Origin of the sequence: Flavobacterium sp. (assembly GCF_036759525.1) — a bacterium.
Lineage (GTDB): Bacteria > Bacteroidota > Bacteroidia > Flavobacteriales > Flavobacteriaceae > Flavobacterium.
Genome location: NZ_DAIOUN010000012.1, coordinates 36,148 through 62,641 on the forward strand (window position 1 = coordinate 36,148; position 26,494 = coordinate 62,641).

At 36.5% G+C, this 26,494-nt stretch carries 30 protein-coding genes and 1 tRNA gene; 15 read left to right on the forward strand and 16 right to left on the reverse strand.

All coding sequences use genetic code 11. The features are described 5' to 3' along the window. Positions 1 to 8: 8 nt before the first annotated feature. Positions 9 to 2,204, forward strand: coding sequence for a DNA helicase RecQ (gene recQ / locus V7M80_RS09265; RefSeq protein ID WP_333695606.1), 2,196 nt, complete (start codon positions 9 to 11; stop codon positions 2,202 to 2,204). A 63-nt stretch (positions 2,205 to 2,267) separates the two neighbouring features. Here the strand turns inward: recQ and V7M80_RS09270 are convergent, their stop codons facing one another. Beyond that, on the reverse strand, positions 2,268 to 2,504 hold the full coding sequence (locus V7M80_RS09270; RefSeq protein ID WP_333695607.1) for a hypothetical protein: 237 nt from the start codon (positions 2,502 to 2,504) through the stop codon (positions 2,268 to 2,270). A gap of 162 nt (positions 2,505 to 2,666) precedes the next feature. Here V7M80_RS09270 and V7M80_RS09275 point away from each other — a divergent pair, with 162 nt between their 5' ends. From V7M80_RS09275 to V7M80_RS09305, 7 genes are all read left to right on the forward strand, one after another. After that, positions 2,667 to 4,229 carry an NAD(P)/FAD-dependent oxidoreductase gene (locus V7M80_RS09275; protein ID WP_333695608.1) on the forward strand — a complete coding sequence of 521 codons (1,563 nt, stop codon included), beginning with the start codon at positions 2,667 to 2,669 and terminating at the stop codon, positions 4,227 to 4,229. Between the two features lie 94 nt (positions 4,230 to 4,323). Further along, positions 4,324 to 4,851 (forward strand): isopentenyl-diphosphate Delta-isomerase, encoded by a 528-nt coding sequence (idi, locus tag V7M80_RS09280; RefSeq protein ID WP_333695609.1) that lies wholly within the window; start codon positions 4,324 to 4,326, stop codon positions 4,849 to 4,851. Positions 4,852 to 4,889: 38 nt separating this feature from the next. Next, positions 4,890 to 5,300: a 6-pyruvoyl trahydropterin synthase family protein gene (locus tag V7M80_RS09285; protein ID WP_333695610.1), complete on the forward strand. Its 411-nt coding sequence runs from the start codon at positions 4,890 to 4,892 to the stop codon at positions 5,298 to 5,300. Then, the gene (locus tag V7M80_RS09290) at positions 5,301 to 5,756 is read left to right on the forward strand and encodes a peroxiredoxin (protein WP_333695611.1); all 456 of its coding nucleotides are present in this window, start codon (positions 5,301 to 5,303) and stop codon (positions 5,754 to 5,756) included. A gap of 60 nt (positions 5,757 to 5,816) precedes the next feature. Then, positions 5,817 to 6,782 carry a type I phosphomannose isomerase catalytic subunit gene (locus V7M80_RS09295; protein ID WP_333695612.1) on the forward strand — a complete coding sequence of 322 codons (966 nt, stop codon included), beginning with the start codon at positions 5,817 to 5,819 and terminating at the stop codon, positions 6,780 to 6,782. 130 nt (positions 6,783 to 6,912) lie between these two features. Further along, complete coding sequence (locus tag V7M80_RS09300; RefSeq protein WP_333695613.1) at positions 6,913 to 7,179, forward strand: hypothetical protein; 267 nt, start codon at positions 6,913 to 6,915, stop codon at positions 7,177 to 7,179. Between the two features lie 79 nt (positions 7,180 to 7,258). Further along, positions 7,259 to 7,332: transfer RNA gene (locus V7M80_RS09305), tRNA-Thr, on the forward strand. A 469-nt stretch (positions 7,333 to 7,801) separates the two neighbouring features. Here V7M80_RS09305 and V7M80_RS09310 read toward each other — a convergent pair. From V7M80_RS09310 to V7M80_RS09360, 11 genes are all read right to left on the reverse strand, one after another. Further along, positions 7,802 to 8,530: a DUF4369 domain-containing protein gene (locus V7M80_RS09310; protein WP_333695614.1), complete on the reverse strand. Its 729-nt coding sequence runs from the start codon at positions 8,528 to 8,530 to the stop codon at positions 7,802 to 7,804. A gap of 31 nt (positions 8,531 to 8,561) precedes the next feature. Next, positions 8,562 to 9,890, reverse strand: a complete 1,329-nt coding sequence (locus V7M80_RS09315) for a DUF819 family protein (protein ID WP_333695615.1) — start codon at positions 9,888 to 9,890, stop codon at positions 8,562 to 8,564. Between the two features lie 135 nt (positions 9,891 to 10,025). Next, entirely contained in the window at positions 10,026 to 11,885 is a 1,860-nt protein-coding gene (locus V7M80_RS09320; protein ID WP_333695616.1) for a M61 family metallopeptidase, read from the reverse strand. Positions 11,886 to 11,989: 104 nt separating this feature from the next. Continuing rightward, positions 11,990 to 13,384: an alpha/beta hydrolase family protein gene (locus V7M80_RS09325; RefSeq protein WP_333695617.1), complete on the reverse strand. Its 1,395-nt coding sequence runs from the start codon at positions 13,382 to 13,384 to the stop codon at positions 11,990 to 11,992. Positions 13,385 to 13,445: 61 nt separating this feature from the next. Further along, positions 13,446 to 13,724 (reverse strand): TIGR03643 family protein, encoded by a 279-nt coding sequence (locus tag V7M80_RS09330; RefSeq protein WP_333695618.1) that lies wholly within the window; start codon positions 13,722 to 13,724, stop codon positions 13,446 to 13,448. Positions 13,725 to 13,791: 67 nt separating this feature from the next. Then, complete coding sequence (locus V7M80_RS09335; RefSeq protein WP_026710674.1) at positions 13,792 to 14,067, reverse strand: TIGR03643 family protein; 276 nt, start codon at positions 14,065 to 14,067, stop codon at positions 13,792 to 13,794. Positions 14,068 to 14,165: 98 nt separating this feature from the next. Continuing rightward, on the reverse strand, positions 14,166 to 14,993 hold the full coding sequence (locus tag V7M80_RS09340; protein WP_333695619.1) for a sterol desaturase family protein: 828 nt from the start codon (positions 14,991 to 14,993) through the stop codon (positions 14,166 to 14,168). Between the two features lie 24 nt (positions 14,994 to 15,017). Then, positions 15,018 to 15,620, reverse strand: coding sequence for an alpha-ketoglutarate-dependent dioxygenase AlkB family protein (locus V7M80_RS09345; RefSeq protein ID WP_333695620.1), 603 nt, complete (start codon positions 15,618 to 15,620; stop codon positions 15,018 to 15,020). Positions 15,621 to 15,672: 52 nt separating this feature from the next. Further along, positions 15,673 to 16,377 (reverse strand): aquaporin Z, encoded by a 705-nt coding sequence (gene aqpZ / locus V7M80_RS09350; protein WP_333695621.1) that lies wholly within the window; start codon positions 16,375 to 16,377, stop codon positions 15,673 to 15,675. A 26-nt stretch (positions 16,378 to 16,403) separates the two neighbouring features. Then, positions 16,404 to 16,757, reverse strand: a complete 354-nt coding sequence (locus V7M80_RS09355) for a DoxX family protein (RefSeq protein ID WP_333695622.1) — start codon at positions 16,755 to 16,757, stop codon at positions 16,404 to 16,406. An 80-nt stretch (positions 16,758 to 16,837) separates the two neighbouring features. After that, positions 16,838 to 17,734: a DMT family transporter gene (locus V7M80_RS09360; RefSeq protein WP_333695623.1), complete on the reverse strand. Its 897-nt coding sequence runs from the start codon at positions 17,732 to 17,734 to the stop codon at positions 16,838 to 16,840. A 136-nt stretch (positions 17,735 to 17,870) separates the two neighbouring features. On the opposite strand from V7M80_RS09360, the gene V7M80_RS09365 reads away from it, so the two are divergent. Beyond that, positions 17,871 to 18,464 (forward strand): murein L,D-transpeptidase catalytic domain-containing protein, encoded by a 594-nt coding sequence (locus V7M80_RS09365; protein WP_333695624.1) that lies wholly within the window; start codon positions 17,871 to 17,873, stop codon positions 18,462 to 18,464. On the opposite strand, the gene V7M80_RS09370 is transcribed toward V7M80_RS09365, so the two are convergent. Beyond that, a complete protein-coding gene (locus tag V7M80_RS09370; protein WP_333695625.1) occupies positions 18,465 to 19,379 on the reverse strand; it encodes a LysR family transcriptional regulator in 915 nt (304 codons plus the stop codon). It lies immediately after the preceding gene. A gap of 83 nt (positions 19,380 to 19,462) precedes the next feature. On the opposite strand from V7M80_RS09370, the gene V7M80_RS09375 reads away from it, so the two are divergent. Genes V7M80_RS09375 through V7M80_RS09395 form a run of 5 tightly spaced genes read left to right on the forward strand, consistent with a single transcriptional unit; the run spans position 19,463 to position 22,731 of the window. Beyond that, positions 19,463 to 19,642: a hypothetical protein gene (locus V7M80_RS09375; protein ID WP_333695626.1), complete on the forward strand. Its 180-nt coding sequence runs from the start codon at positions 19,463 to 19,465 to the stop codon at positions 19,640 to 19,642. Positions 19,643 to 19,647: 5 nt separating this feature from the next. Beyond that, entirely contained in the window at positions 19,648 to 19,950 is a 303-nt protein-coding gene (locus tag V7M80_RS09380) for a hypothetical protein (protein ID WP_333695627.1), read from the forward strand. Continuing rightward, the gene (locus V7M80_RS09385) at positions 19,940 to 20,773 is read left to right on the forward strand and encodes a DUF6671 family protein (RefSeq protein ID WP_333695628.1); all 834 of its coding nucleotides are present in this window, start codon (positions 19,940 to 19,942) and stop codon (positions 20,771 to 20,773) included. Before V7M80_RS09380 ends, V7M80_RS09385 begins: the two co-directional genes overlap by 11 nt. 3 nt (positions 20,774 to 20,776) lie before the next feature. Beyond that, complete coding sequence (locus V7M80_RS09390; RefSeq protein WP_333695629.1) at positions 20,777 to 21,772, forward strand: L-threonylcarbamoyladenylate synthase; 996 nt, start codon at positions 20,777 to 20,779, stop codon at positions 21,770 to 21,772. After that, a complete protein-coding gene (locus V7M80_RS09395) occupies positions 21,769 to 22,731 on the forward strand; it encodes a sodium-dependent bicarbonate transport family permease (protein WP_333695630.1) in 963 nt (320 codons plus the stop codon). Before V7M80_RS09390 ends, V7M80_RS09395 begins: the two co-directional genes overlap by 4 nt. Here the strand turns inward: V7M80_RS09395 and V7M80_RS09400 are convergent. From V7M80_RS09400 to htpG, 3 genes are all read right to left on the reverse strand, one after another. Beyond that, a complete protein-coding gene (locus tag V7M80_RS09400) occupies positions 22,728 to 23,117 on the reverse strand; it encodes a DUF2721 domain-containing protein (RefSeq protein WP_333695631.1) in 390 nt (129 codons plus the stop codon). The two genes, V7M80_RS09395 and V7M80_RS09400, sit on opposite strands and share 4 nt — an antisense overlap. Before the next feature lie 103 nt (positions 23,118 to 23,220). After that, positions 23,221 to 23,826, reverse strand: coding sequence for a hypothetical protein (locus tag V7M80_RS09405; protein ID WP_333695632.1), 606 nt, complete (start codon positions 23,824 to 23,826; stop codon positions 23,221 to 23,223). A 137-nt stretch (positions 23,827 to 23,963) separates the two neighbouring features. Continuing rightward, positions 23,964 to 25,850, reverse strand: a complete 1,887-nt coding sequence (gene htpG, locus V7M80_RS09410; protein ID WP_333695633.1) for a molecular chaperone HtpG — start codon at positions 25,848 to 25,850, stop codon at positions 23,964 to 23,966. 169 nt (positions 25,851 to 26,019) lie between these two features. Between htpG and V7M80_RS09415 the strand changes: the two genes are divergently transcribed. Continuing rightward, entirely contained in the window at positions 26,020 to 26,490 is a 471-nt protein-coding gene (locus V7M80_RS09415; protein WP_333695634.1) for a hypothetical protein, read from the forward strand. The last annotated feature ends 4 nt before the right edge of the window (positions 26,491 to 26,494 follow it).

Below are 26,494 nucleotides of genomic sequence, written 5' to 3' on the forward strand. Positions count from 1 at the left end.
ACAGAAGAATGAATCCTAACGAAATTGATATTCACAAGGAATTAAAGAAATATTTTGGTTTTGATCACTTTAAAGGTTTACAAGAAGAAGTCATTCAAAGTATCTTGCATAGACAAAATACTTTTGTGATTATGCCTACGGGCGGAGGTAAGTCGTTGTGTTATCAATTGCCTGCCTTAATTCAGAATGGAACCGCCATAGTTGTATCCCCTTTGATTGCATTAATGAAAAATCAAGTTGATGCTATACGCAGTGTTTCCTCGGAAGATGGTATTGCTCATGTGTTAAATTCTTCCTTGACTAAAACCGAAATTAATCAGGTAAAAAAAGATATAGTTTCCGGAATAACTAAATTATTGTATGTAGCTCCAGAATCTCTGGCCAAAGAGGAATACGTTGATTTTTTGAAAACCGTACCCATTTCTTTTATAGCCATTGACGAAGCTCACTGTATTTCGGAGTGGGGTCATGATTTCAGACCCGAATACCGCAATTTAAAAACCATCATAAAACATTTGGGGAATGTACCTGTAATAGGTTTGACAGCTACAGCAACCCCCAAAGTTCAGGAAGATATATTAAAAAACTTAGACATGAGTAATGCTAAGACCTTTAAGGCTTCCTTTAATAGACCTAATTTGTTTTATGAAGTACGTCCCAAAACCAAAAATATTGAGTCTGATATTATCAAATTTATCAAACAAAACAAGGGTAAGTCAGGTATCATTTATTGTTTGAGTCGAAAAAAAGTAGAAGAAATTGCACAAGTACTGCAAGTTAACGGTATTAGTGCTGTACCTTATCATGCCGGACTGGATGCCAAAACCCGTGCCAAACATCAAGATATGTTTCTAATGGAGGACGTAGAGGTTGTTGTGGCAACTATTGCCTTTGGTATGGGGATAGATAAACCGGATGTGCGGTTTGTTATTCATCATGACATACCCAAATCGCTCGAAAGTTATTACCAAGAGACCGGTAGAGCCGGTAGAGATGGGGGAGAAGGACATTGTTTGGCCTATTACTCCTATAAAGATGTAGAGAAGTTAGAGAAATTCATGTCGGGCAAACCCGTTGCCGAGCAAGAAATAGGATTTGCTTTGTTGCAGGAAGTGGTAGCTTATGCTGAAACTTCGATGTCGCGTCGCAAATTTTTATTGCATTACTTTGGAGAAGAATTTGACACTGAAACCGGTGAAGGAGGGGATATGGATGATAATGTACGAAATCCGAAACCTAAATCTGAAGCCAAAGATAATGTGGTTAAACTGCTTCAAGTAGTTCGCGATACCAAACATTTATACAAGTCAAAAGAAATTGTATTTACCTTAATGGGTAAAATCAACGCTATTATCAAAGCTCATCGAACCGATTCACAAGAGTTTTTTGGTTGCGGAAAAGATCAAGACGAACGCTACTGGATGGCTTTGATTCGTCAAGTTTTGGTAACCGGATTGTTGAAAAAAGATATTGAAACCTATGGTATTTTGAAATTGGCAGATGAGGGGGTTTCTTATTTAAAAAATCCAACTTCCTTTATGGTAACAGAAGACCATGAGTATAGCGAAGAAGATGATGATACTCTGGTAACCGCATCAAAATCATCTGGTACGGCAGATGAAGCTTTGATGGCCATGTTGAAAGATTTGCGAAGAAAAGAAGCCAAGAAACTAGGCGTTCCGCCTTTTGTAGTTTTTCAAGATCCTTCCTTAGAAGATATGGCTCTCAAATATCCAATATCATTAGATGAATTGAGTAATGTGCATGGTGTAGGTGAAGGCAAAGCTAAAAAATACGGAAAACCCTTTGTAGAACTTATTGCTCGTTATGTAGAAGAGAATGATATTATTCGTCCTGATGATTTGGTTGTAAAATCAACAGGGGCCAATTCGGCAAACAAACTTTATATTATTCAAAATATTGATCGCAAATTGTCATTGGAAGATATAGCTAAAGCCAAAGGTCTTACCATGGATGCTCTCTTGAAAGAGATGGAACAAATTGTCTATTCCGGTACCAAATTGAATATCAAGTATTGGATAGATGAAATTTTAGATGACGAACAGCAAGAGGAAATTCAAGGTTATTTTATGGAGTCTGAGACTGATAAAATTGAAGAAGCTCTTAAAGAATTTGATGGCGATTACGATATTGAAGAATTGCGTTTGATGCGAATTAAATTTATTAGTGAAGTAGCAAATTAGTGTTCAGTCTCAGTTTTCAGTCGCAGTAATCTGAGAACTGTGACTGAAAACTGCCACTGAGAACTATTCAAAAATTTCTCCTCGATGCGGCTTCAAAGCATCGCGTACTGCAATCATATTTTCATCGGTAACCACCATATAAGCTATGGCGTGCATTTCGTTGTAAACTTCAAAACCGGTTATATTTATAGGTAACTTTTCGGCAATGATATATTCTTTCAAATGTATTTCATGATGTTCTGCTGTTTTGGCAGATACCGGACCTCTAAAATCCCAAATCAATTTTATTTTTCTGGACATTCTTTTTTTTGCAAAAATAGATTGATTTTAAGTAAAAATTCAACTTTCCATTCCTTTTTATTACATACCGGAATGGGCGGTTGCCCGAACTTTGATTGCATAAAAAACTTTTGAGAAAATGAAATAGGTTACTTTTACTTACTTTTGCCAAAAAGAATAATTATGCCTAAAGAACTTCTCATTCAAGTAGCACCCGAAGTGGCCGCACACGATGTTTTACTCAAAGCACATGTAGCCAAAATGATTCAGGTTTCTGTATCTGAAGTTCAGCATATTTCCATTCTTAAACGTTCGATTGATGCTCGTCAGAAAGCTATCAAAATCAATTTAAAGGTGCTGATTTTCTTTCAAGGCGAATCTTTTTCTGAGTCAAAAATCGAATTGCCTCATTATCCGAATGTAGCCCCTCAAAAAGAAGTTATTGTAGTTGGTGCCGGACCTGCCGGGCTTTTTGCAGCTCTTCAATTGATTGAACTGGGTTTGAAACCCATCGTTATCGAAAGAGGGAAAGATGTTCGGGGTCGTCGTCGCGATTTAAAAGCTATTAATCGTGATCATATCGTAAACGAAGATTCCAATTATTGTTTTGGAGAAGGCGGAGCCGGAACCTATTCTGATGGAAAACTCTACACGCGTTCCAAAAAACGTGGCGATGTGGATCGAATTTTACAATTGTTAGTCGGTTTTGGAGCATCTCCTGAGATTTTGGTAGAAGCACATCCGCACATTGGAACCAATAAGTTACCTCAAATTATTCAAGACATTCGGGAAAAAATTATAGAATGTGGTGGACAAGTTTTATTTGAAACCCGTGTTACTGACTTTGTCATTAAAAACAATGAAATTCAAGGAATTGTAACGCAAAAAGGCGACATCATTTCTGCCAATAAAGTTATTTTAGCAACCGGACATTCGGCTCGTGATATTTTTGAATTATTAGATCGAAAGAAAATCCTCATCGAAGCCAAGCCCTTTGCTTTGGGCGTTCGAGCGGAACATCCACAGGATTTAATTGATTCAATACAGTACAGTTGCGATTTTAGAGGTGACTATTTGCCACCGGCTCCGTATTCTATTGTAAAGCAAGTGAACGGTCGCGGTATGTATTCGTTTTGCATGTGTCCGGGTGGCGTGATTGCACCTTGTGCCACCAGTCCGGGTGAAGTGGTTACCAATGGTTGGTCGCCTTCCAAGAGAGATCAAGCTACGGCCAATTCAGGTATTGTGGTGGAATTAAAACTGGAAGACTTCAAACCTTTTGACAAATTTGGTCCTCTTGCCGGAATGGAATTTCAAAAATCTATCGAGCAAAAAGCATGGCATTTGGCTGGGCAAACGCAAAAAGTGCCTGCACAACGCATGATTGATTTTACGCAAAATAAAGTTTCCGCTTCAATTCCCAAAACCTCTTATGTTCCTGGAACAACTTCGATAGAATTGGGTCAGGTTTTCCCTGGATTTTTGACGCAAATCATGCGAGAAGGATTTTTGCAATTTGGTAAATCAATGAAAGGGTATTTAACCAATGAAGCTATTTTGCATGCTCCGGAAAGTAGAACGTCTTCTCCGGTTCGAATTCCGAGAGATGCTCAAACTTTAGAACATCTTCAAATTAAAGGTTTGTATCCGTGTGGAGAAGGAGCAGGATTTGCCGGTGGAATTGTTTCTGCAGCCATTGATGGCGAAAAATGTGCGTTGAAAATTAAGGAGAGTTTGGATTACTAAAACTACATTCAACACCCGTTAAACTTTTCACAAATCCATATAATTCAAAATAAAAACGAACTTTTTCTTACCTTTGGAAAGCTATAAAAAAGCTATGACAGAAGAAAAAGTAATTTTAGTTAACGAAAACGACGAGCCCATTGGGTTAATGGAAAAACTTGAAGCTCATGAAAAAGCGGTGCTTCATCGTGCTTTTTCTGTTTTTGTATTGAATGATAAAAACGAAGTGATGTTGCAACAACGAGCTCATCATAAATACCATTCCCCTTTGTTGTGGACGAACACCTGTTGCAGTCACCAACGCGAAGGTGAGACCAATATTCAAGCGGGAACGCGAAGATTGCAGGAAGAAATGGGTTTTACTACCGAGTTGAAAGAATTGTTTCATTTTATTTACAAAGCCCCTTTTGACAACGGTTTGACCGAACACGAACTCGATCATGTGATGATTGGTTATTACAATAACGAACCGAACATCAATCCAGATGAGGTAGAAAGTTGGAAATGGATGAGTATAGAAGCCATTAAAGACGATATTCAAGCACAATCGGAACATTACACCGTTTGGTTTAAAATTATTTTTGACGAGTTTTATCATTTCCTTGAAGAACACAAACTGTAAAAAATCAATATCAAAAAACAATAACAAAAATCAATAAAATGAGAGTTACGGTTTCCAGAAAAGCTCACTTTAACGCGGCTCATCGCTTGTATCGTAAAGATTGGTCGTTGGAAAAAAACGATTTGGTTTTTGGAAAATGCAACAACCCCAATTATCACGGACACAATTACGAATTGATAGTGAGTGTAACCGGCGAGATTGACCCGGAGACCGGCTTTGTGATGGATGTGAAAGTGCTTTCCGATTTAATCAAAGAGCACATTGAAATTGCTTTTGACCATAAAAATTTGAATTTAGATGTGCCCGATTTTGCTGATTTGAATCCCACTGCAGAGCATATAGCCGTGGTAATTTGGAACAAATTACGAACGCACATTCAACCCACATTAGACTTGGAAGTGGTATTGTATGAAACCCCACGAAATTTTGTAACCTATAAAGGAAATTAAATGGCATTGAAAGTAGGGGACACAGTTCCGCATTTTACTGCAAAAAACACACAGGGAGCCCATTTTGACAGTTCGTCTGTGATAGGGAAAAAACCGGTAGTTATTTATTTTTATCCCAAAGACGATACGCGAATTTGTACAGAACAAGCTTGTGCTTTTCGAGACCGATATGAAGACTTCACTCAATTGGGGGCAGAGGTAATAGGGGTTAGTGGCGATTCTTCGGCATCACACCAAAAATTTGCTTCAAAATATCAATTGCCTTTTACCCTTTTGTCCGATCAAGATAAAAAATTACGTCAGTTATTTGGGGTTCCAACAGCATTATTCGGACTCATTCCGGGGCGAGTGACGTATGTGATTGATGAAAAGGGTATGGTTCGTTTGATTTTTGATAACCTCTCCGGAAAAATCCACATCGAAAAAGCACTTCAAATACTCCAAAAAAAGGATTGATAGTAGCAATTGAAATTTGACTCTATAATTCCTTATTTTTGCCCTTTGAAATGTGTAACCATGACTCAAACTTTTTATCCGCTTACTTTTTATCCGCTTTTAAAAGAACGCATTTGGGGCGGTACCAAATTAAAAACGTATTTAAATAAACCCATAACCTCCGATAGTACCGGTGAAAGTTGGGAAATTTCTACCGTTCCTCAAGATGTGAGTGTGGTAAAAGACGGAATGTTTGAAGGTAAAAATCTCAATGAACTCATTGATTTGTATCCCGAAGAAATTCTAGGCACAACGGTGTTTGCTCGTTTTGGGAAACAATTCCCTTTGCTTTTTAAGTATTTGGATGCAAGAGAAGATTTATCTATTCAATTGCATCCCAATGATGCATTAGCCAAAGCACGTCATAATTCGTTTGGGAAAACCGAAATGTGGTATGTAATGCAAGCCGATGCAAATGCCCGTTTGATTGTGGGTTTTCAAAAAGATTCATCTCGAGAAGAATATGTACAACATCTCGAAAATAAAAAGCTCCTTTCACTTTTGAATGAAGTACCCGTTAAAAAAGGCGATGTTTTCTTTTTAGAAACCGGAACCATTCATGCCATTGGTGCCGGAATTGTGATAGCCGAAATTCAACAAACCAGTGATGTTACCTATCGGATTTATGATTGGGATAGGGTAGATGCAAATGGAAACGAACGCGAATTGCACACCGAATTAGCATTGGATGCGATTAACTATCAAACCACATTGGCTAAAAAAGAATACAAAGCCACTGAAAACGAGAGTACTTCTCTAGTAGAATGTCCTTATTTTAAAACGCATATTATTCCGCTTAACGGCGAAATGATGATACATAAAAACAATGAGGCTTTTAGTGTTTTGATGTGTACGGAAGGAAGTTTTGAATTGTTTTTAAATGATAATAAATACAGATATGAAACCGGAGATACGGTTTTACTTCCGGCTATACTTCCTTCATTTGTTCTTAAAGGAACGGCAACCCTATTAGAAATCACGGTTTAGTTAAATTAATTCCTTTTTTTAGTACGAGTTACACGAATTGGGAAAGCATAAATTCGAGCTAATTCGTGTAATTTGTGGCTTTTAATAAAATTTTGTGTACTTTTGCACCGCAATTCAAATAAAATAAAAAATGGCAAGTATTAAAAATCTGAAAAAGGACATCAACTATGTAATGGGTGATATTATTGAGGCAGTTTATATCCATGAGATGACTACAACCGGGAAACCAACGGAGCAATCTAATGCTTTGATTGATGAAGCGATCACTACGTTTGATTCTTTAATCGTTAAAGTGAACAACAAAAAAGTAGAAAACCGAAAAGCTCATTTGAAACAAGTAGAGAAAGAATTAGAAGCGGCTGCGATTCAATTAGTTGAAAAAGTAAACGCACTTTAATCTCATTTTTTGATAAAAAAAGTGCTTTTTTCTTTTGGAATATTCAATTTCAAAATTATATTTGCACTCAGATTGAGACGCCGGTGTAGCTCAGCTGGCTAGAGCAGCTGATTTGTAATCAGCAGGTCGTGGGTTCGAGTCCCTCTATCGGCTCAATTTTAAAAGGATAATCGAAAGGTTATCCTTTTTTTTGTTAAAAAGGGACGAGAAGTTTATCCCGATTACTATCGGGGAGTCCCTCTATCGGCTCAATTTTAAAAGGATAATCGAAAGGTTATCCTTTTTTTTGTTAAAAAGGGACGAGAAGTTTATCCCGATTACTATCGGGGAGTCCCTCTATCGGCTCAATTTTAAAAGGATAATCGAAAGGTTATCCTTTTTTTATTGAATAAAGTATGATACCCTTTTGGATTGATTTCAATATGCTTTTTTACGAATAAATTCTCCTGCTTACCTATAGAATTACTTTAACATTTTAGTTAGGTCTTGTTGTGCGGTAGTGAGGGTAGAAGCTAGTTTACACTAGAGAAGGATGTTGTTTGGAAAGTAAATTCTATTGACTAGACTTCAAAAAAAAGGATAACCAGTGAGTTATCCTTTTATTATTAATTTTCATGTTGTGTTATTCTGCTGGAACTTGTTCGTCTTTTCGGCGTTCCTCAATAAATTTTTTCAACATTTTACCGTATTTGGATTCAGCTACTTTGGGTGTAAGCGATTTTTGTATGGTGTCTAAATATTTGATTTGAGCATCATAAATTTCAGATAAGGCTATATAAGGAGCAATTTCGTGGTCTTTCTTTCCAATAGCATAGTTGATACAGTACAAGTACTTTCTTTTGGTTAAACGTTCTGTAGCTTGATTAATACTGTCTAAAAGAATTGTATTGTTTTCTTTACGAGCTTTGATTTCTTTCTCAATCAAAGTCAGTTGAGGTTCTTTGAATCGAGACATAATAGCCTTGAATTCTTGAAACAGTTCGTGGTTTTTTGAACCTTTAACCACAGCATCAGCATAAAATGATTCCAATTTGGTTTGAATAGAAAGATTTCCCGGTTCGGCAAAAATGGTTAAATTGTTGTCTAAAGAATTGGTTTGTCCTCTGTCTAAAAAAAAGTAAAGCACTTCGGGTGAATCTAATTTTAGATGACTTTCAAATTTTGAATTTCCGTCAAAGTTTAGGGTGTCAATCACCACAAGTGTTGTGTCTTCTAATTTTTGAATGTATAATTTACCTTGTTTGAGTCCGGCGATTTCACCGGTAATGTGTAAATTGGTTTCCGAAGTTTCCTTATTTTGACATGCAAAGGTGAGCATTAGCACACCGAAAAGAACTAAAATTTGTTTCATTTTTTGATTACCTGTATTGATTAAAATTTACTTATTTAGGAGCGGCTATTTCCATTAAAAAAGCAGATAAAAGGGCTCCATAGGTTCCTACTACATAGCCAAAAACGGCTAATAAAACGCCCACGCTAGCTAAAGAGGGATGAAAAGCCGATGCCACAATTGGAGCCGACGCTGCACCGCCAATATTGGCTTTACTTCCAACCGCCAAGAAGAAGAATGGAGCTTTAATGAGCTTGGCAACTACAACTAAAAGGAGAACATGTATAGCCATCCAAATGAGTCCTACAATTAAAAGTCCGGGATTGCTTAAAACGGAACCTAAGTCCATTTTCATACCGATAGAAGCGACTAAAATGTATATAAAAACACTTCCAATCTTACTTGCTCCGGCTCCTTCGTATTGTTTGAGTTTGGTATAGGACAATAAAATTCCTATCAAGGTTGCAAAGGTTACTAACCAGAAAAATTTATCACCAAAAGTTGAAACAAAGGTTTTTGGGTCTTTCACTTCCGGAAAATTTGCTAATAGTGTTTCAGAAACTAGATTGCTTCCTAAGTGCGAAATACCAACCGCTGAAAATGCAATTCCTAAGATAATCATTAAGTCAGTTAAATTAGGATTTCTTGATACGCTAGCAGTATAATTAGATACTTTGATTTTTAACTCATCAATTGAGCTGTTATCAGCTTTAAACCATTTGTCAATTTTTTCTTTTCTACCAATCCCGAACAATAGTATTGCCATCCAAATATTTGCTACGACAATGTCAACCAAAACCATAGCTCCATACCTATTAGGATTGTATTTAAAAACTTCTAACATTGCAGTTTGATTAGCTGATCCTCCAATCCAACTTCCGGCTAAAGTTGAGAGTCCACGCCATACGGCATCAAAGTCTGCACCGCCAACAGTTGCTGGTGAAAAAATGGAAACGATTAAAATCGCAATTGGTCCGCCAATTATAACTCCAATTGTTCCTGTGAAAAACATAGCTAACGCTTTTGGACCTAATTTAAACATAGCCTTCAAATCAATACTCAATGTTAAAAGTACTAAAGCAGCAGGTAATAATATTCTAGTTGTGATTGTAGGTATTTTAGATTTTTCGGTTAAAGCTTTGCCTAATTCATTCAGAATTTCTTTACCATTTTCATCTAAAATGAGCCATTCAGCTGAAATGATATTTAGCGAACTAAATATAGAAGGCAGCAAATAGCACATTAGTAACGATGGGAAAATGATATAGAATTTTTTCCAAAATCCTTCTTTGATAGACGAGGTATAAAATACAAAAGCCAATAATAGCATTAACAATCCAAAAACTATCGTATCGTCTGTAAAAAAAGGTGCTGTTTTCATTCGATTTAATTTGGTTGCAAAATAGGGATTTTTTGAAAATTCTTGGGTGTTTTTTTTGAGTAAGTTGTAAAAGTTATTATGTAAAAAAAATCCCTGAAACTTTCGATTCAGGGATTAGATTGCTGTTTTATATTTTTATCCTTTCAGCCAGGCTTCACGGAGTGCTTTTTTCGACTCATCAGTTGCTTGGTATCCGTCTATTTCATCCATAGGAATTTTTACATTGCCTTTTAAAGTCAATTCTTCGCTTCCTCTTTTAATGGTAAAAGTTACAGGGTCGTTTTCCTGCCAAGACATGCTTCCAATAATCATATCGTATACATTATCTAGGTTGTATTTGGTATTGTTAATAGAAACAATAATGTCTCCGCCTTGTAAACCTAGGCTTTTCATAAAATCGTTCAGTTCAATTCCCGGTAAAACAATAATTTCTTTGGTAGTTGGATTTATGGTTATATAGGGAACTTGACCTTTTAGAAAAATGGATCCCGGTATTTTCATTTTGGTTTTACTAACGCCCATTTTGGCAAAGAAAGCTTCGTAGTCTAGAGGAGTTGTTCCGGATACATAGGTGTTTAAAAAGTTTCGAATTTCGGGATGGGTAACCGAAACAATTTTATCAAACAATTCGTCATCATCAAAAGGTTTTTCCATGCCGTATTCTTTGGAAAGTTTTTGCATTAGTTCCAGAATACCTGATTTTCCTTGGCTTAACTCACGCAATTGAATATCCAAACACATTGCAATTAAAGCTCCTTTTTCGTAAACGTTCAAATAGGAATCTTTAAATTCTTTTTTCAGTACTTCGGCACTCATTTTTGTAAAAGGCATGGTGTCGTCAAAACGTTTGGAGTTGGTTATTTTTCCGGCCATTCTGCTGAAAAATTCTTCTTCGTCTATCAAACCTTGATTTACTTGAAATAAGTTGGCAAAATATTCAGTTATTCCTTCATACATCCATAAATGTTTCGACATTTTGGGATTGTTGAAATCAAAATAATGTATCTCTTTGGAATGTACACTCAGCGGAGTTACGATATGAAAAAATTCATGCGAAACCACATCAACCATGCTTTGATTGAGTTGGTCTTCGGGCATTGCTTCCGGAAATACCACAACTGTTGATGTGTTGTGTTCCAAAGCCCCAAAACCCTTGGCATCTGATTTTTCGTAATCGGATAGGTAAATTAAAATGGCGTACTTTTTTGTATTGTTTATGGGTCCCAAAAATTTCTTTTGTGCCTTCATCATAGTTTCCATGGCCGGTTTGAAATCATCAGCAGAAAATCTTCCGTTGGGTGAATGCACACTGATGATAATTTCCATAGTATCTACATAAAAGGTTGCACTTTTATTTTTGGTGTACATTAAGGGATTGTCTACCAATTCGGCATATCGAGAAGTTTTGTAGCGGTCTATTTCGTCGCTTTTGTCTTCGTCGATAAGAGCCGTTGCCCCATGAAGATGCTTTGGTTTGTTGATGATTAATTGGTATGGAATTTCCTTGAGGTCTTGAAAATAGCCCACAAAGGCATGCGTGTTGATTACAAAGTTTTCACCTTCGGCTATATTAGTACCTGCCGGCGAGAAAATATCACCTTGTCCAAACTCACTTCCGGTTTCTGAATCAAAAGTATCATTGACGAGATAGGTAACTTTAGCCAGTTTTTTGGCGTCTTTTATAAGCCAAGAATTTTCATCTTTTTTACCAACAACAAGTTCTTTTCCTTTGGCATCATAGGCTTTGAAAACTTCTACATAACGCCCGTAATCGTCTTCTGAATACGTTCCCGGGATAATTTTGGGCATGAAATAGGTAATTTCATCCTGCTTAATTTTTGGTGGTACTACGGTAACGGCAACGCGATCTTTGTTTATATTGATAAGGTCTAAGGTTACGCTAACTTCGTTATTCTTATTTTGAGCCCAAGTCAAACTTGTTCCCATAAACCACAAATATGTGATTGTTGTTGTTATTTTTAAAAATTGGGTCATACTTTTTTTTTATTCTTATGAGTGTTATGAGTTGCAAATTTGTTACAAATAACAACAAAAAACGCTTTTTAAAAAAGCGTTTCAGTGTTAAGGGTTTGGTAAAATTAAAACGTGAGGGATTTTATCCATTGGGTAATGTCTTGGAGTACTTCTCTTGAAAATGTTTCTTCAATAGTACCATATTCTTCAACTCTCCCGGTTTCACATTTTTGAAATAAATGATTCAAATCGGCATACTCTTTTACGGTCACTTTTTTATTTCCGGCTAACTCTAAGCTTTTTTGAATGCCATTTAGGTTCGATTTTGGTGCTACTTGTAAATCTTTAGAGCCGTTTAAAGCCAAGACCGGACATTTTAATTTTTTGAGGTAATCATCAGGGTTGTATCTAACGAAATAGCGAAACCATGGCGAAAGCATACTGTTGGTTTGTTCTTCTATGAGCTGTTTTTTTTCATTTTCTGAAAACGTTGCATAGGCCAAATTGGATTGTATCGCTTCTTTGAGCCATTTTTCCATTTCTAATTGAGCTTCATTTTCTGTACGGTTACTTTTTGCTATGGCATAAAGAGCTTTATTGGTTTCAAAGGTTTTTTGAATTTCCAAATCCTTTAAATTACTATTTTTGGTTATCAAAAGGGTTTGTTCCAATAACAATTCGTCGCAAGGAATACCCGGGCCTGCAAGAAGAATTACAAAGTTGACGCTTTTTTCATTTGCAGCAACTATTGGGGCAATCATACCTCCTTCGCTATGCCCAATTAAACCTAATTTTGAAAATTTGAATCCCGGTTTATTTTTTAAAAACGTCAAGGCTGCTTCAATATCTTGTGCAAAATCGAAACTGGTTGCATTTGAGGGGTCGCCACCCGATTGACCTACTCCACGGTCGTCTATTCGTAAAACGGCAATTCCGTTTCGCGTCAAATGGTCGGCTATTACCCAAAACGGTTTGTGACCAAATAGTTCTGAATCTCTGTTTTGGGGTCCACTTCCCGAAATGAGTACAACCACCGGAAACGATTTGGTTTTGGGGAAAGTGAGTGTTCCGGCAAGGTTGAAATTGCCCTTTGGATTAGGAAAAACAACTTCTTCTATGTTATAAGGAAAGGGTTCTTGAGGTTCTTGAGGCCGCAAAGGTTTGGTTTCAATTGTTTTTTCTCGAGACAATGTCATAGGAAAACGTTGTCCGTTTTGCGTAAAAGTTCCTATGAAAGTTTGGTCTTCATTCCAATTTCCGGAATACGAAATTCCGGCAGGCTCAAAGCCCAAGTTTAATTGGTTGTTTTGAAAGGTCACTTTTGTTAACGGAATATTGTAAGCTTGTTGTTGGGGAACACTCATCGATCCAAAGTATTTGGAATCATTTTGATTGAGAGTAAAGGTTATCCCCAGTTGAGTACCCATTACATTGAGGTTTCCAAACCAATCTCCGGTAATGTCTTGTGAAAAAGAGAAAACAGAAAAAAGACAAAGCCCAAAAGCCAACATTTTTTTCATTATTTGAAAGTTTTAATTGGGACTAAAAGTACAAAATATCAAGAAGAATTTGGAGTGTTTTTTACCTTCCTTTCGAAATTTTGTTGTGAGTAATCTGTCTTTGTAGTGTGCATTTGAAACGATTCACATCACTATCTCTGAGTTTGCTGTGTTTGGTTTTACGGCCTTGTACCCGCTCTCGCCACATTTTAAAACTGGATGGTTTCATCTCGCGACGCATGAGTTCTATAGTTTCCTGCTCCGAAAGTTGAAATTGAAAAGTAATGGCTTCAAAAGGGGTACGGTCTTCCCAAGCCATTTCTATGATTCGGTCTATCGCTTCTTCCGAAAAGTTTTTCATACTCAAAGTTTAAACAAAGAAAATCATAAAATAAAAAAACTCTTGCTGAACAAGAGTTAAATTATACTTAATCAAATTTATTTTTGATGTAATATTTACTGTCTAAATCATCATCAAAATCGTCAACAATCGGTTTAGGCTTGGGTTTGCTTGCCGTTACTTTCTTTTTCCAAAGCTCAAAATTATCTTTTGAGAGCCTTTTTCGCATTATTTCGGTTACTTCATTTTCAGAAATACCGAATTCCACTTTTAGTACTTCAAAAGGCTTTCTTTCCTCTTGAGCCATACTGACAACGCGGTCGATTTCTTCGCTAGTCAGTTCTACTCTTTTACTTTTTTTCATTAGTTCAAAAGCACAAATTAATGTTTATGATACGTTTTCTAGATTTTTAATCAATATTACTAAAAAAATAAATTACTTTTTCATTGCTCCCAAAAAAATTATTCATTTTCAGGTGAACGGTATTTTTGGAAGGGGATTTTCAGTAAACTTGAGAGTTCGTTATTTTCTTTGGGATCCATATGTGTGTCTACACCATAGACGATTTTATCTCTATCCAAATAGGTATAAGTACCAAACAATCGGTCCCATACCGAAAAAATATTTCCGTAATTACTATCGGTATACGGAAGTTTATAATGGTGATGCACTTTGTGCATATCGGGCGAAATGATAAAAAAGCTCAACAATTTATCCAGTTTTTTCGGTAAGGGAATATTAGCATGATTGAATTGTGAAAACACTACGGATAAGGATTGATACAGAAAAACCATCCACATAGGGCTTCCTACAATCAAAACACCCAGAACTGTAAAAACAAATCGAATGACACTTTCGCCCGGATGATGTCTATTGGCAGAAGTGGTGTCTATCCAAGTATCAGTGTGATGAATCAGATGGAATCGCCATAAGAATTTTACTTTGTGCTCTACTAAATGTACCCAATACGCACCAATTAAATCCAAAAGCAAGAGTCCAACAAGTGTATAAATCCAAATGTTCATTTGTGGAAGCCATTGCAGTATGCCGAAATTCTGTTGGATAGAAAAATCAGCAGCTAATAATAATATGAAAGCCATTGCAAAGTTGACTCCAATTGTGGTTAAGGTGAAAAAAATATTGATGCCGGCATGGTGAATTTTACGGTATTTGAATTTGAAAAGCGGAAAGGCATTTTCAATGAGCCAAAAAAGGGTAATTCCGCCCACCAAGATTAATCCACGGTGGAGAGAAGGTATGGTTTCAAAGTAATCAATAAGAGTTTCCATAATTTTTTTTACTAAGGTAAAAATTTATTTTAAAATTCGGAAAGTTAGATTGATACGCTCTCCAATAGGTTTGGCTGTTTTTGGAATTTGATGTTTCCAAAAATGTTGCGTTTTCCCTTTCATAACCAATAAACTTCCGTGTTCTAAATTAATCTTGAGTTTTGATTCTTTGAGGGTGTTGTGTTGCAAATGAAAACTTCGTTCAGCACCAAAGCTTACTGAGGCAATAATTGGATTTTGACCTAATTCTTTTTCGTTATCGGCATGCCAGCCATTGCTATCTTTTCCGTCTCGATATAAATTTAAAAGAACTGTGGTAAAATGAACTTGGCAAATTTCTTCCACTTCATTTTTTACAAACATCAAAAGAGGATTCCATTTGTGTGGGTGCATGACAATATTGGAATAGGAATAGGGTTTTCCTTCATTGCCAAACAAAGCGGTTAATCGGGGTTGAGCATAGGTTTTGCCAAAAACGGTTATATCATCTTGTTGCCAAGGAATTTCGGTTTTGAGTTTGCCAAACAATTCGTTTGCCTTTTCAGAATTGAAAAATCCTGGGTAGTAGGTAATGTCGGCATCGGGTAAATTAAAATTTAATTTTTCAGATGGAAATAAAGAATTCATGAAGTAAAAATAAAAAAAAGTGATGTTACTATACATCACTTTTTTATTATCCTTATTCTTTTTTTTCGAGAAGATTCTTGTAGAGAAGTCCGGCTACGATTGCTCCGGCAATTGGGGCTGCCCAAAACAACCAGAGTTGCATAAGAGGTTCGCCACCCACAAACAAGGCTTGAGAAGTGGAACGAGCCGGATTTACAGAGGTGTTTGTAATCGGAATACTAATTAAGTGTATTAAAGTTAGAGCCAAACCTATAGCTATTCCGGCAAATTTTGCCTTAGCAATTTTGGCAGTTGCCCCTAAAATAATTAGAAGGAAAAACAGAGTGAGAATAAATTCGGTTACAAATGCAGCTCCCAAAGAGTAGCCTTCAGGCGAGAAATCGCCATAACCGTTAGTTGCAAATTCTCCTGCTTTGGTGGCATCCAATCCCATGAAGTCTTCTCTACCGTTCAGGATAAAATAAAGTGTACCTGCAGCTGCCAATCCTCCAATGCATTGTGAAATGATATAGGGTAGTAATTCTCGAGAGTCAAATTTTCCACTCGCCCAAAGTCCTAGGGAAACAGCGGGATTGAAATGACCTCCTGAAATGGGACCCATGGCATAAGCCATGGTTAAAACGGTTAAACCGAAAGCAAGGGAAACCCCGGCAAATCCGATTCCGGTATTGGGAATTCCGGCAGCGAAAAGAGCACTTCCACATCCTCCGAAAACCAGCCAATACGTTCCAAAAAATTCAGCGAATAATTTTTTCATAAGTAATGTTTTAGATTGTTAATTTGTTAAGTGTAGCAATAGGCCCAAGCTATTAAAACCAATTGCAAAGGGAGTCTGAGTAATCGGATGGTTTTAGATAGTCCTAATGCCGCTTTATCATGGGTATACATGTATAAATTAGCCGGAAAAATAGCCATTAAAAGCACTATAATTCCCCAGGCTGCCATTGTTGAATAATGTGGGATGCACAAGCCTATAGCCAAAAGGATTTCGGCTATCCCGGAGATGTTATTTATCAATTTTACATTACCCAAGAAAGGCGGAATGATTTTGTGATAAATTTTGGGATTCCTAAAATGGTTGACACCTGCCAAAAAGTAGAGGAGTGCCATTGCATATAAGTGCCAAGGTAAATTCATATCGTATTTTGAATTATTGATACGAATTTAAGAAAAATATAATACGAAATTTCGTTTGTAGAACAAGTTCTACAATAAAATTACTTCTTTTTTGTGAAATTGCTATTCATGATGACAATGGCAGCTATTATAAGTGAAATGCCAAACCATTGCGAAGGGTTCACCTTTTCATTTAACAAGACATAGGCCATCACTACAGATACCGGTAGCTCAAGAGATGAAACTATACTTCCTAAACCGATACCTGTGAGCGGAAAACCGGCGTTCAATAGCATAGGAGGGATGATGGTTCCGAAGAGAGCCAAAACAATTCCCCATTTTAGAAATATAGCCCAATTGTAGGGGGTTGTTTGTGTAGCTATAGCAAAAGCAAAAACAATTACAGCACCACCCAAGAGCATGTAAAGGCTACGTTGTGCAGATGAAATGCCCAAAGCAACCCGATTGGCTGTAAACATGGTAGTGGTGAAAGAAGCTGCGGCTAACATTCCCCACATAAGACCTCTCCAATCCAATTCTGATTCATTGTGAATGAGATTGGTGGCCAGAACCGTTCCTACAAGTACAACTCCTACCGCAATGATTTTACGGCTAGAGGGTAGTTTTTTGTCTAATATCATTTCTAAAAGTACTCCCATCCAAACGGTTTGCATTAGCAAAACAATAGCAATGGAAACGTCTATATAACGAACACACAAATAGTAAAACACGCTTGTCATTCCCAATGAGGTTCCGGCTAGCATTAAATGAAAAATGTTTTTGGAAGATGCTTTTTCTGCAGTGTTTTTGTTTTGGAAACGTTGAAACGCATTAATAATCAGTATTCCCAAGATGCCTAAAACAAATTGAGAGGTGGTTACTTCGGCAGTAGTAAAGTTTTCTTTGTAGGCTAATTTCACAAAAGTAGCCAGCATTCCGTAACTCGTTGCACCCAATCCAACCAATAAAACCCCTTTTAATAATCGATTTCCAAACATGTTTTAATTTTTTAAAAGCCGGCAAAGATAGACAAAAGATATCAGTTTTTAGTTATCCGTTTTCAGCAATGAATCAGATTCACATTTTGAAATATACTATTCGGGTGTTTTTTTTGTTTCTTAAGAAAAACAGTTTATGAATAAGATAGTTGTAGTCCTTTTTTTTGCTTTGGTGAATTGCCATCACACGCCGCCCCTTGAGCCCCAAAAAGAGTATACTTCCACTCACAAAGAGGCACTCACTTATTGCCAAGAAAATTCGTTTCATGAGGATTTTTATTTTTTGATTGATATGACCATTCACTCCGGAAAAAATCGGTTTTTTGTTTATGATTTTAAAACAAAATCTTTTACACATCAAAATCTGGTAACTCATGGAGCATGTGATGTTTTTGAAGAAAATCCGGAAAAATATAAAGTTGCCAAATTTAGTAACGTCCCCGATAGTCATTGCTCTATGCAGGGTAAATACAAAATTGGGAAACGCGATTACAGTTCGTGGGGAATCCGAGTTAAATATTGGTTACACGGATTGGAAACTACCAATAGTAATGCGGTAAAACGTGTTGTGGTCTTACATTCCTGGTCTGCAGTTCCTTCATCTGAAATTTACCCCAGATATGCTCCTTTGAGTTGGGGTTGTCCTGCAGTTTCAGATGCATTTATGGAAGAATTGGATGCCCAATTGGCAACGGCTTCCAAACCGGTTTTACTTTGGATTGTAAACTGATTAGATCCAACTGAATTTTTCCCGAATGATTTCTGTTTTGTTTTCTTCCAAGTACAATTTGAAAGCTTGAGCAACCGGAGAATGTTTTTTTTGCGATAGCCAAATGACATTCCAATTGGATTGCAAAGGCAAACCTTCTACGGGAATAATATGCAGGTCGCCATTATTTAATTCGTTTTTGATGCCAATTAAAGGCATGATGGAGCATCCTAAACCGGCTAATACCGCTTGTTTTACGGCTTCATTTGAAGTAAGCTCCATCTTTTTCTCAATCTGCAATTCATTTTGGTTGATGAATTGCTCCATTACAAATCGGGTTCCGGAGCCTTTTTCTCTATATATTAATGGAATTTCTTTAAGTATGGTTTTGTCTTTCTTCTTTTTTGAATACAAAAAATCTGAATTTCCAACTAGGTAGAGCTTGTTTTCCATTAATTCAATTTTGGAAAGCGATAAATTTTCGGGGACTATAGAAACCAATGAAAAATCTACTTGATTCATTTCGAGACTTTCTATTACTTTTGATTTGTTTGTAACATCCAATTCCAACTCGATCCCCGGGTGTTTTTTAACAAAGGCAGTCATGAAGTAGGGAATTACATATTTTCCAGTTGATACGACAGAAATTTTAAGTTTACCGGAAAGTTGCCCTTTGTAGGCTAATGTTTTGTGATTAATAGCCTGAACTTCATTGATTATTTTTTCTGCAGCTTCGGCTATTTCTCTCCCAAAATCGGTTACATACAATTGCCTTCCAATTACCTCTGTTAATGGAAAATCAAATTGTTCCTGAAAGTTTTTGAGCTGTATTGAAACGGCAGGTTGCGTTAAAAATAACTCCTCAGAAGCCTTAGTAATACTCTTGGTTTGGGTTACTTTTAAAAATACCTGTAATTGATGTAAAGTGTAATTCATAAAATATTTTTATGTTATGCATAGCAAATATAAATAAAAATAAATGAATGTAATTGCAGAAATTTGCCTCAAAATTAATCCGTATGTCCAAGTTTATTAAAAATTTTAATCCTAAAACGTGCTTGTTGTATTGTTTTATATGGCTATTGTGCGGTTTATTGGCCGTTTTGGGTTTACCCATGCCCGAAGTTGCTTACTTGATTCTGGGATCCGGAATTTTAGTTACGCTATATGTTTTCAAATGGTTTCACATTAAAAATTAAAAATAATGGATACATCTTTTTCTTTTCAATTGGTTGAAGGTACCTATTTGCCTTCGGAAGCCAAAAAAATTCTAATGACTTTGTTGCATGACAAAATCAATTATCATGAGCGAGAAGCCTTTAGTACAGAGGAACGTTTTGGCATCAAAGCCCAACATTCGTTACAACGCATTGAGGCTCTACAAAAGGTGGTAGAAGAAGTTTTGGCTCAGATTGAATTGGCCCAACTCAACGAAATGGATTTGGTTATTAACGGAACGCTTTCTGTTGAATTGGTAAAAGCATCGCAATCCAAACATGCTCTTTAAAAATCGGAAATTACTCATTGCTACCCAGCATGAAAAAGAACGCGTGTTAGCTCCTCTTTTGGAGCAGGAGTTGGGCGTTGTTTCTTGGGTTCCTTCGGATTACAATACCGATAAATGGGGTACTTTTTCCGGAGAAATTCCTAGGCTTGATAGCATGAAAGAAACGGTTAAGCAAAAATGTTTGGAAGGCATGAAACACTATGGTTTTGATTTGGGTGTTGCCTCCGAGGGGTCTTTTGGACCACATCCGGAATTGTTTTTTGGAAGTTGTGATTTTGAGATGTTGGTTTTTATTGATTTAAAAAACGAATTGGAAATTTACGAGTCTCATATGAGTTGGGAGACCAATTTTTCTGTAGAAGAAATTAAAGATTGGGAATCTATGACTCGATTTTCTGAACGCATTCAATTTCCTACACATGGTTTGATTTTAAAATCGCCACAATCTGAAATAATGTACAAAGAGGCATTGAATTGGGATGATTTGTCCTATCAATTTCAAATGATTCAAAAAGAATTCGGGTCAGTAGTTGTAGAAACCGATATGAGAGCTCATCGCAATCCCACCCGAATGCAAGTTATTGCTCAAGCCGGTACAAAGTTGGCACAAGCTATTCAATCCCAATGCCCGTCTTGTGGTTTGCCCGGTTTTCAGATTACTTATGTAGAACCCGGACTTCCTTGTGAATGGTGTTTGGCACCCACTCGTTCTCCATTGGCCTTTCATTATTCTTGTGTTCGATGTTCGCATACTCTTGTTAAAAAATTCCCTCTGGGTCAGGAAAAGCAATCTCCTGAATTTTGTATGAATTGTAATCCCTAACGTATGATTAAAATAGTTACTCGTTCTACTAAAAAAGCGGCTTTTTACTTGCAACGCGAAAAAGTGGTTGCCATCCCAACCGAAACAGTTTACGGTTTGGCCGGTAGTATATATAGTGATAAAGCATTACGCACTATTTTCGAATTGAAAAACAGACCCTATTACAATCCTTTAATCGTTCATATAGATGCTGTGGCTTCTTTACAACGTGTAGCTGTAAACATTCCGGACAAGGTGTATGAATTGGCCGCCCACTTTTGGCCGGGACCACTTACTTTTATTTTGGAAAAACATCCCTCAATATCCGATTATATTACAGCGGGCCGTTCTACTGTTGCCGTTCGTATGCCTAATCATCCTTTAACTTTGGAGTTGTTGCAAAAGGTAGGCGTTCCCCTTGCAGCTCCCAGTGCTAATCCGTTTGGGTCTATAAGTCCCACAACAGCACAGCATGTTTTTTCTTATTTTAAAAAAGATTTGGAGGTTATACTGGATGGGGGTCCTTGTGATTTTGGAATAGAATCTACCATAGTTGGTTTTGAAAATAATGAGTTAGTAGTTTATCGATTGGGTTCAATCACTCTCGAAGCTTTGGAATCGGTGGTCGGAAAAGTAAGTTTAAAAACCCATGCTGAAGACCACCCCAAAGCCCCGGGAATGCTTAGCAAGCATTATGCTCCTCAAACTCCATTGGTATTGACACCGCAAATTGAGTCGTTAGCACAGCAACTACTGGGACAAAATGTAGGGCTAATTCTTTTTCAAAAAAGAGACTTTAAACTACCCTATTGTACCGAAATTTTATCTGAGATGGGTTCCTTAGAAGAGGCGGCAAGGCATTTATACGATACTTTACATCGTATGGATAAAAAAGGATTTGATTTGCTTTTAATAGAACCTTTCCCCGATGAAGGACTAGGACGGGCTTTGAATGATAGACTAAAGCGTGCTAGTATTACCGAAACCCATTATACTTCTAAAAATGTATTTTGTGTATGAATTTGAATTTACTACTTGAGAATCTTACCAATCCTGCTTTATTGTTTTTTGTTTTAGGGATAATTGCGGTACGGGTAAAAAGCGATTTGGAAATTCCGAATAATTCTTCCAAGTTTATTTCGCTGTATCTTTTGTTTTCTATTGGGTTTAAAGGGGGTCAAGAGTTGGTGCATAGCGAACTTAATCTCTCGATTCTTTGGGCATTGCTGTTTGGAATTTTAGTAGCAGTTGCGATTCCGGTATATACTTTTTTTATTCTAAAACGAAAATTGTCTGTTGAAAATTCAGGGGCAATTGCGGCTGCCTATGGTTCTGTAAGTGCCGTAACGTTTGTAACCGCAGTCTCTTTTTTAGAAATTCAATCCATTCCGTTTGATGGACATATGGTTGCGGTTATGGCTTTGATGGAAGCTCCGGCTATCATTGTAGGAGTAATTCTCATTCGCTTATTTGGACCTAAAGATTCGTGTAACGGAAAAATGGGTTCTATTGTAAAACATTCATTCACCAATGGTAGTGTTTTTTTGATTCTTGGGAGTTTAATTATCGGATTTTTAACCAGTGACAAAGAAGCCATGGGGATTAAACCTTTTACAACCGATATTTTCAAAGGATTTTTAGCTATTTTCTTGTTGGATATGGGCATTGTGTGCGGAAAGAAAATAGGCGATTTTTTAAAAGGCGGATGGTTTACAGCTTTGTTTGCCATCATAATTCCTTTGGTAAATGGTACTCTTGTCGCAATTTTGAGTGGCTTTGTTACGGAATCGGTGGGTGATCGGTTTATGTTTGCCGTTTTAGCCGCAAGTGCCTCTTATATTGCGGTTCCCGCTGCCATGAAAATGGCTGTACCCAAAGCCAATCCCGGGATTTTCGTACCGATGGCATTAGCCGTAACGTTCCCTTTTAATATTACTATAGGAATGCCTATTTATTTGGGAGTAATCAATGCCTTCTAATCTACTAAATCTTTAAGATGTACACGTAGGGCTTTCACAGAAATACTAATTTCCCAAAAAGAAATGCCAAGGGAAATGAGTAACATGAGCAAACTTCCACCAAAAAGAACAATACCAGGCAGTTGGTATTCGAAAAAAAGCATCAACATAGCAAAAACCGAGAGAAATAAGCTGAGAACCCCGGCCAATTGCATATAGCGAATCAACGTTAACCGCAGATTTAAATTGGCAATTTCAATCAAGATGCTCTTGTTTTCTTTTTCGTCGTACGTCTTTTTTAGACCCCGCACAATTTGAGCAATCGTTAAAAAGCGATTGGTATAAGCCAATAAAATCAATGAAGTGGCCGAAAAGAGTAGAGCGGGAGTGTCGATGGTTAGTGTCATTTTTTTGTTTCAGGTTTGCTTCGCTAGTCGCCTTTTGGGCTGGTGTCAGGTTTCAGGTTTCAGGTTACAAGTTTCAGGTTCAAAGTTCGTTAAACTTTGTTCATTATTCAATAATTTTTAGAATTTCATTCTTTACGACTACATTTTCACTATCACCAATTTCAATTTGAACATTATTGAAAATATAAATGTCTCCCACTTCGGCTAATGGAATCAATTTTGAATCAATTATTTGACATGTTTCTTTAAAAACTAAATTATCTTTTGATATTCGAATAATTTCTAAACTTCTAGTTTTAAAGGAAACATCAATCGCAATTTCAGGAATATAGTAAGTAATGTTTTTTATGGTTTTAAAATCATCAATTTTGATTTCATTATTTTGAACCGGGCGGTTGAAATTTATAATGGGTTCAGGAATTTCTGTTACTCTAAAATGAAATTTTTCGGATTTGTTTTTTGTTTTAATTTCTACAAATAGAGATTCTGATTGATTGGTAATTATATTGTATTTTTCGTTAGTACCCCCTTTTTCTAAAATTCCATAATCAGAAGTAATCGATATTATTTTTTTATTTGATGAAATATTCAAGGGATTGACGACACCTTTATAGATGATGTTTTTTGTAGCTTCGTTATAACAATGTATTGTTGTTTTGTGTGAACAAGAACAAAATAATATCAAAATTATAAAATAGTACTTTATCATAAATTATCTTTCAAAAAAATTGAAATAGTTCACTAAAATACAAATTTTAAATCACAATAATGTCGTAAAAAAAACCTGCAAGTTTCCACTCACAGGTTTAATCTTAATACTTAATACTTCCGTCTTAATACTTAATACTATTTAATCATCTCAAAACTTCGCTTCACAAAAGCTGTCAATTCTTCGCCTTTCAATAATCCTTGCGAGATTTTGGCTAAGTCCATCGCTTGTTTTACCAAATGCTCTTGTGCCGATTTGTCTTCGGTATTCAAAATAGTGGTTGCCAAATTCGAATTGGTATTCACCACCAAATTATACATTTCCGGAAAATTACCCAAACCAAACATTCCGCCACCACCGGTTTGACTCATTTCTTTCATGCGTCGCATGAATTCCGGTTGGGTAATCATGAAAGGTGCAGCATTGCTGTCCATGGCTTCCAATTGAACGGTATACGTTGCTTTGGGAACCAATTCTTCTAAAACCGTTTTCAGTTTTGTTGATTCTTCTTCCGATAATTTTGAAATCTGAGTATCTTCTTTTTGGATCAATTTGTCAATGTGATCTGAATCGACACGCACAAACGTCAAGTTTTCATTGTCAGCTTCCAATTTTTGAATCAAGTGTGAAACAATCGGACTGTCTAACAACAATACTTCATAGCCTTTTTCTTTAGCAATGTCAATGTAACTGTGTTGTGCTTCTTTGTTCGATGCATATAACACCACCAATTTTCCGTTTTTATCGGTTTGATTGGCACTGATTTTATCCTTTAATTCAGTTAAGGTGAAATACTTCTCGTCTACGGTAGGATACAACACAAAATCGCCTGCTTTTTCATAGAATTTAGGTTCCGAAAGCATTCCGTATTCCAAAACGATTTTGATGTCGTTCCATTTTTGTTCAAAATCTTCTCGGTTTTCGTTGAATAACGATTTCAATTTATCGGCAACTTTACGTGTAATGTAGTTGGAAATCTTTTTCACATTACCATCCGATTGCAAATAGGAACGCGACACATTCAACGGAATATCCGGAGAGTCGATCACTCCGCGAAGCATCACTAAAAATTCAGGAACAATGCCTTCCACATTATCGGTTACAAAAACCTGATTTTGGTACAATTGAATTTTGTCTTTTTGAATTTGTAAATCCGCCGACATTTTGGGGAAATATAAAATTCCGGTCAAATTAAACGGATAATCTACATTTAAATGAATGCTGAACAACGGGTCTTCAAATTGCATGGGGTACAATTCCCGATAGAAGTCTTTGTAATCTTCATCCTTTAATTCTGTTGGAGCTTTGGTCCAAGCCGGAGTAGGGTTGTTGATGATGTTGTCAACTTCAATTTCCTCTGCTTTATAGTCTTCCGGAGCATTTTCCGGTTTGGGAAGCGTTTCTTTTTTAGTTCCGAATTTAATGGGCACCGGCATGAATTTGTTGTATTTTTTCAACAATTCACGGATTTTAAAATCTTCCAAAAATTCTAATGAATCCTCAGCAATGTGAAGAATGATTTCGGTTCCACGTTCGGTTTTGTTGTGTGGAACTAACGTAAATTCAGGACTACCATCACAGGTCCAATGAGCAGCCGGTTCGTCTTTATACGATTTGGTGATAATTTCCACTTTGGAAGCTACCATGAAAGCCGAGTAAAAACCAAGTCCGAAATGACCAATGATACCTGAATCTTTAGCAGAATCTTTATATTTTTCCAAAAATTCTTCAGCACCGGAGAACGCCACTTGGTTGATGTACTTTTCCACTTCTTCGGCAGTCATACCCAAGCCTTGGTCGATAATATGTAACTTTTTGTTTTCCTTATCGATTTTTACTTCAATTTTTGGATTGCCATATTCTACTTTGGCTTCACCAATTGAAGTTAAATGTTTTAGTTTTAAAGTTGCATCGGTAGCATTTGAAACCAATTCACGCAAGAAAATCTCGTGATCACTATATAGAAATTTTTTGATTAAAGGAAAGATGTTTTCCACAGAAACATTAATTTTTCCGGTTGTCATATTTTGAATTTTAAGTTAAACATTTTGGTAGACGGGTAATCAAAAGCAATACCAAAAGTAAATAACTGACATTTTGACGTAGTACAAGTTCTACAAAATTTTAAGGTTTTAGATTTTTACTTTTTATTTGAACCTCTTATCTTTGTACTTGTAATTCTGAATCGTAGTTATGAAAAAAATTGGAATCGTTTTTTTGATGTTAATGGGAGTTTTGGGATGTAAAACAAGTTCTTCTCAAAAATTGGATACGAAAGCGGAAGTAGCCTTAAAAGGAAATTGGGTCATTACTTCGGTAACCTATCCGGGGTCTGATGTGATAAAAGTAACTTCCTTTGAAATTGCCGACTCTCAATGTTTTGTAGGAAGTACTTGGAAGTTGGTTTCCAATAATAATAAAGGTGAAATGGCCTTAACCCGATCGGGTTGTCCTTCTTTTGCTTCACCGCTTACTTGGTATGTAAATCAAGAAGGTAATTTTGTGATGAAGGTTTTAGGGGCAGATGTCAAAGCTAAAAGAGTTCGCGAAGGGTATGTGCTTAAAGTTGCGAATTCATCAGAAAACCGTTTTCAATTGGTTGATCGAATAAATGTAGGTGGTAATTCAGCTGAGGTTGTATATCAATTTGAACGAACGAAATAATAGA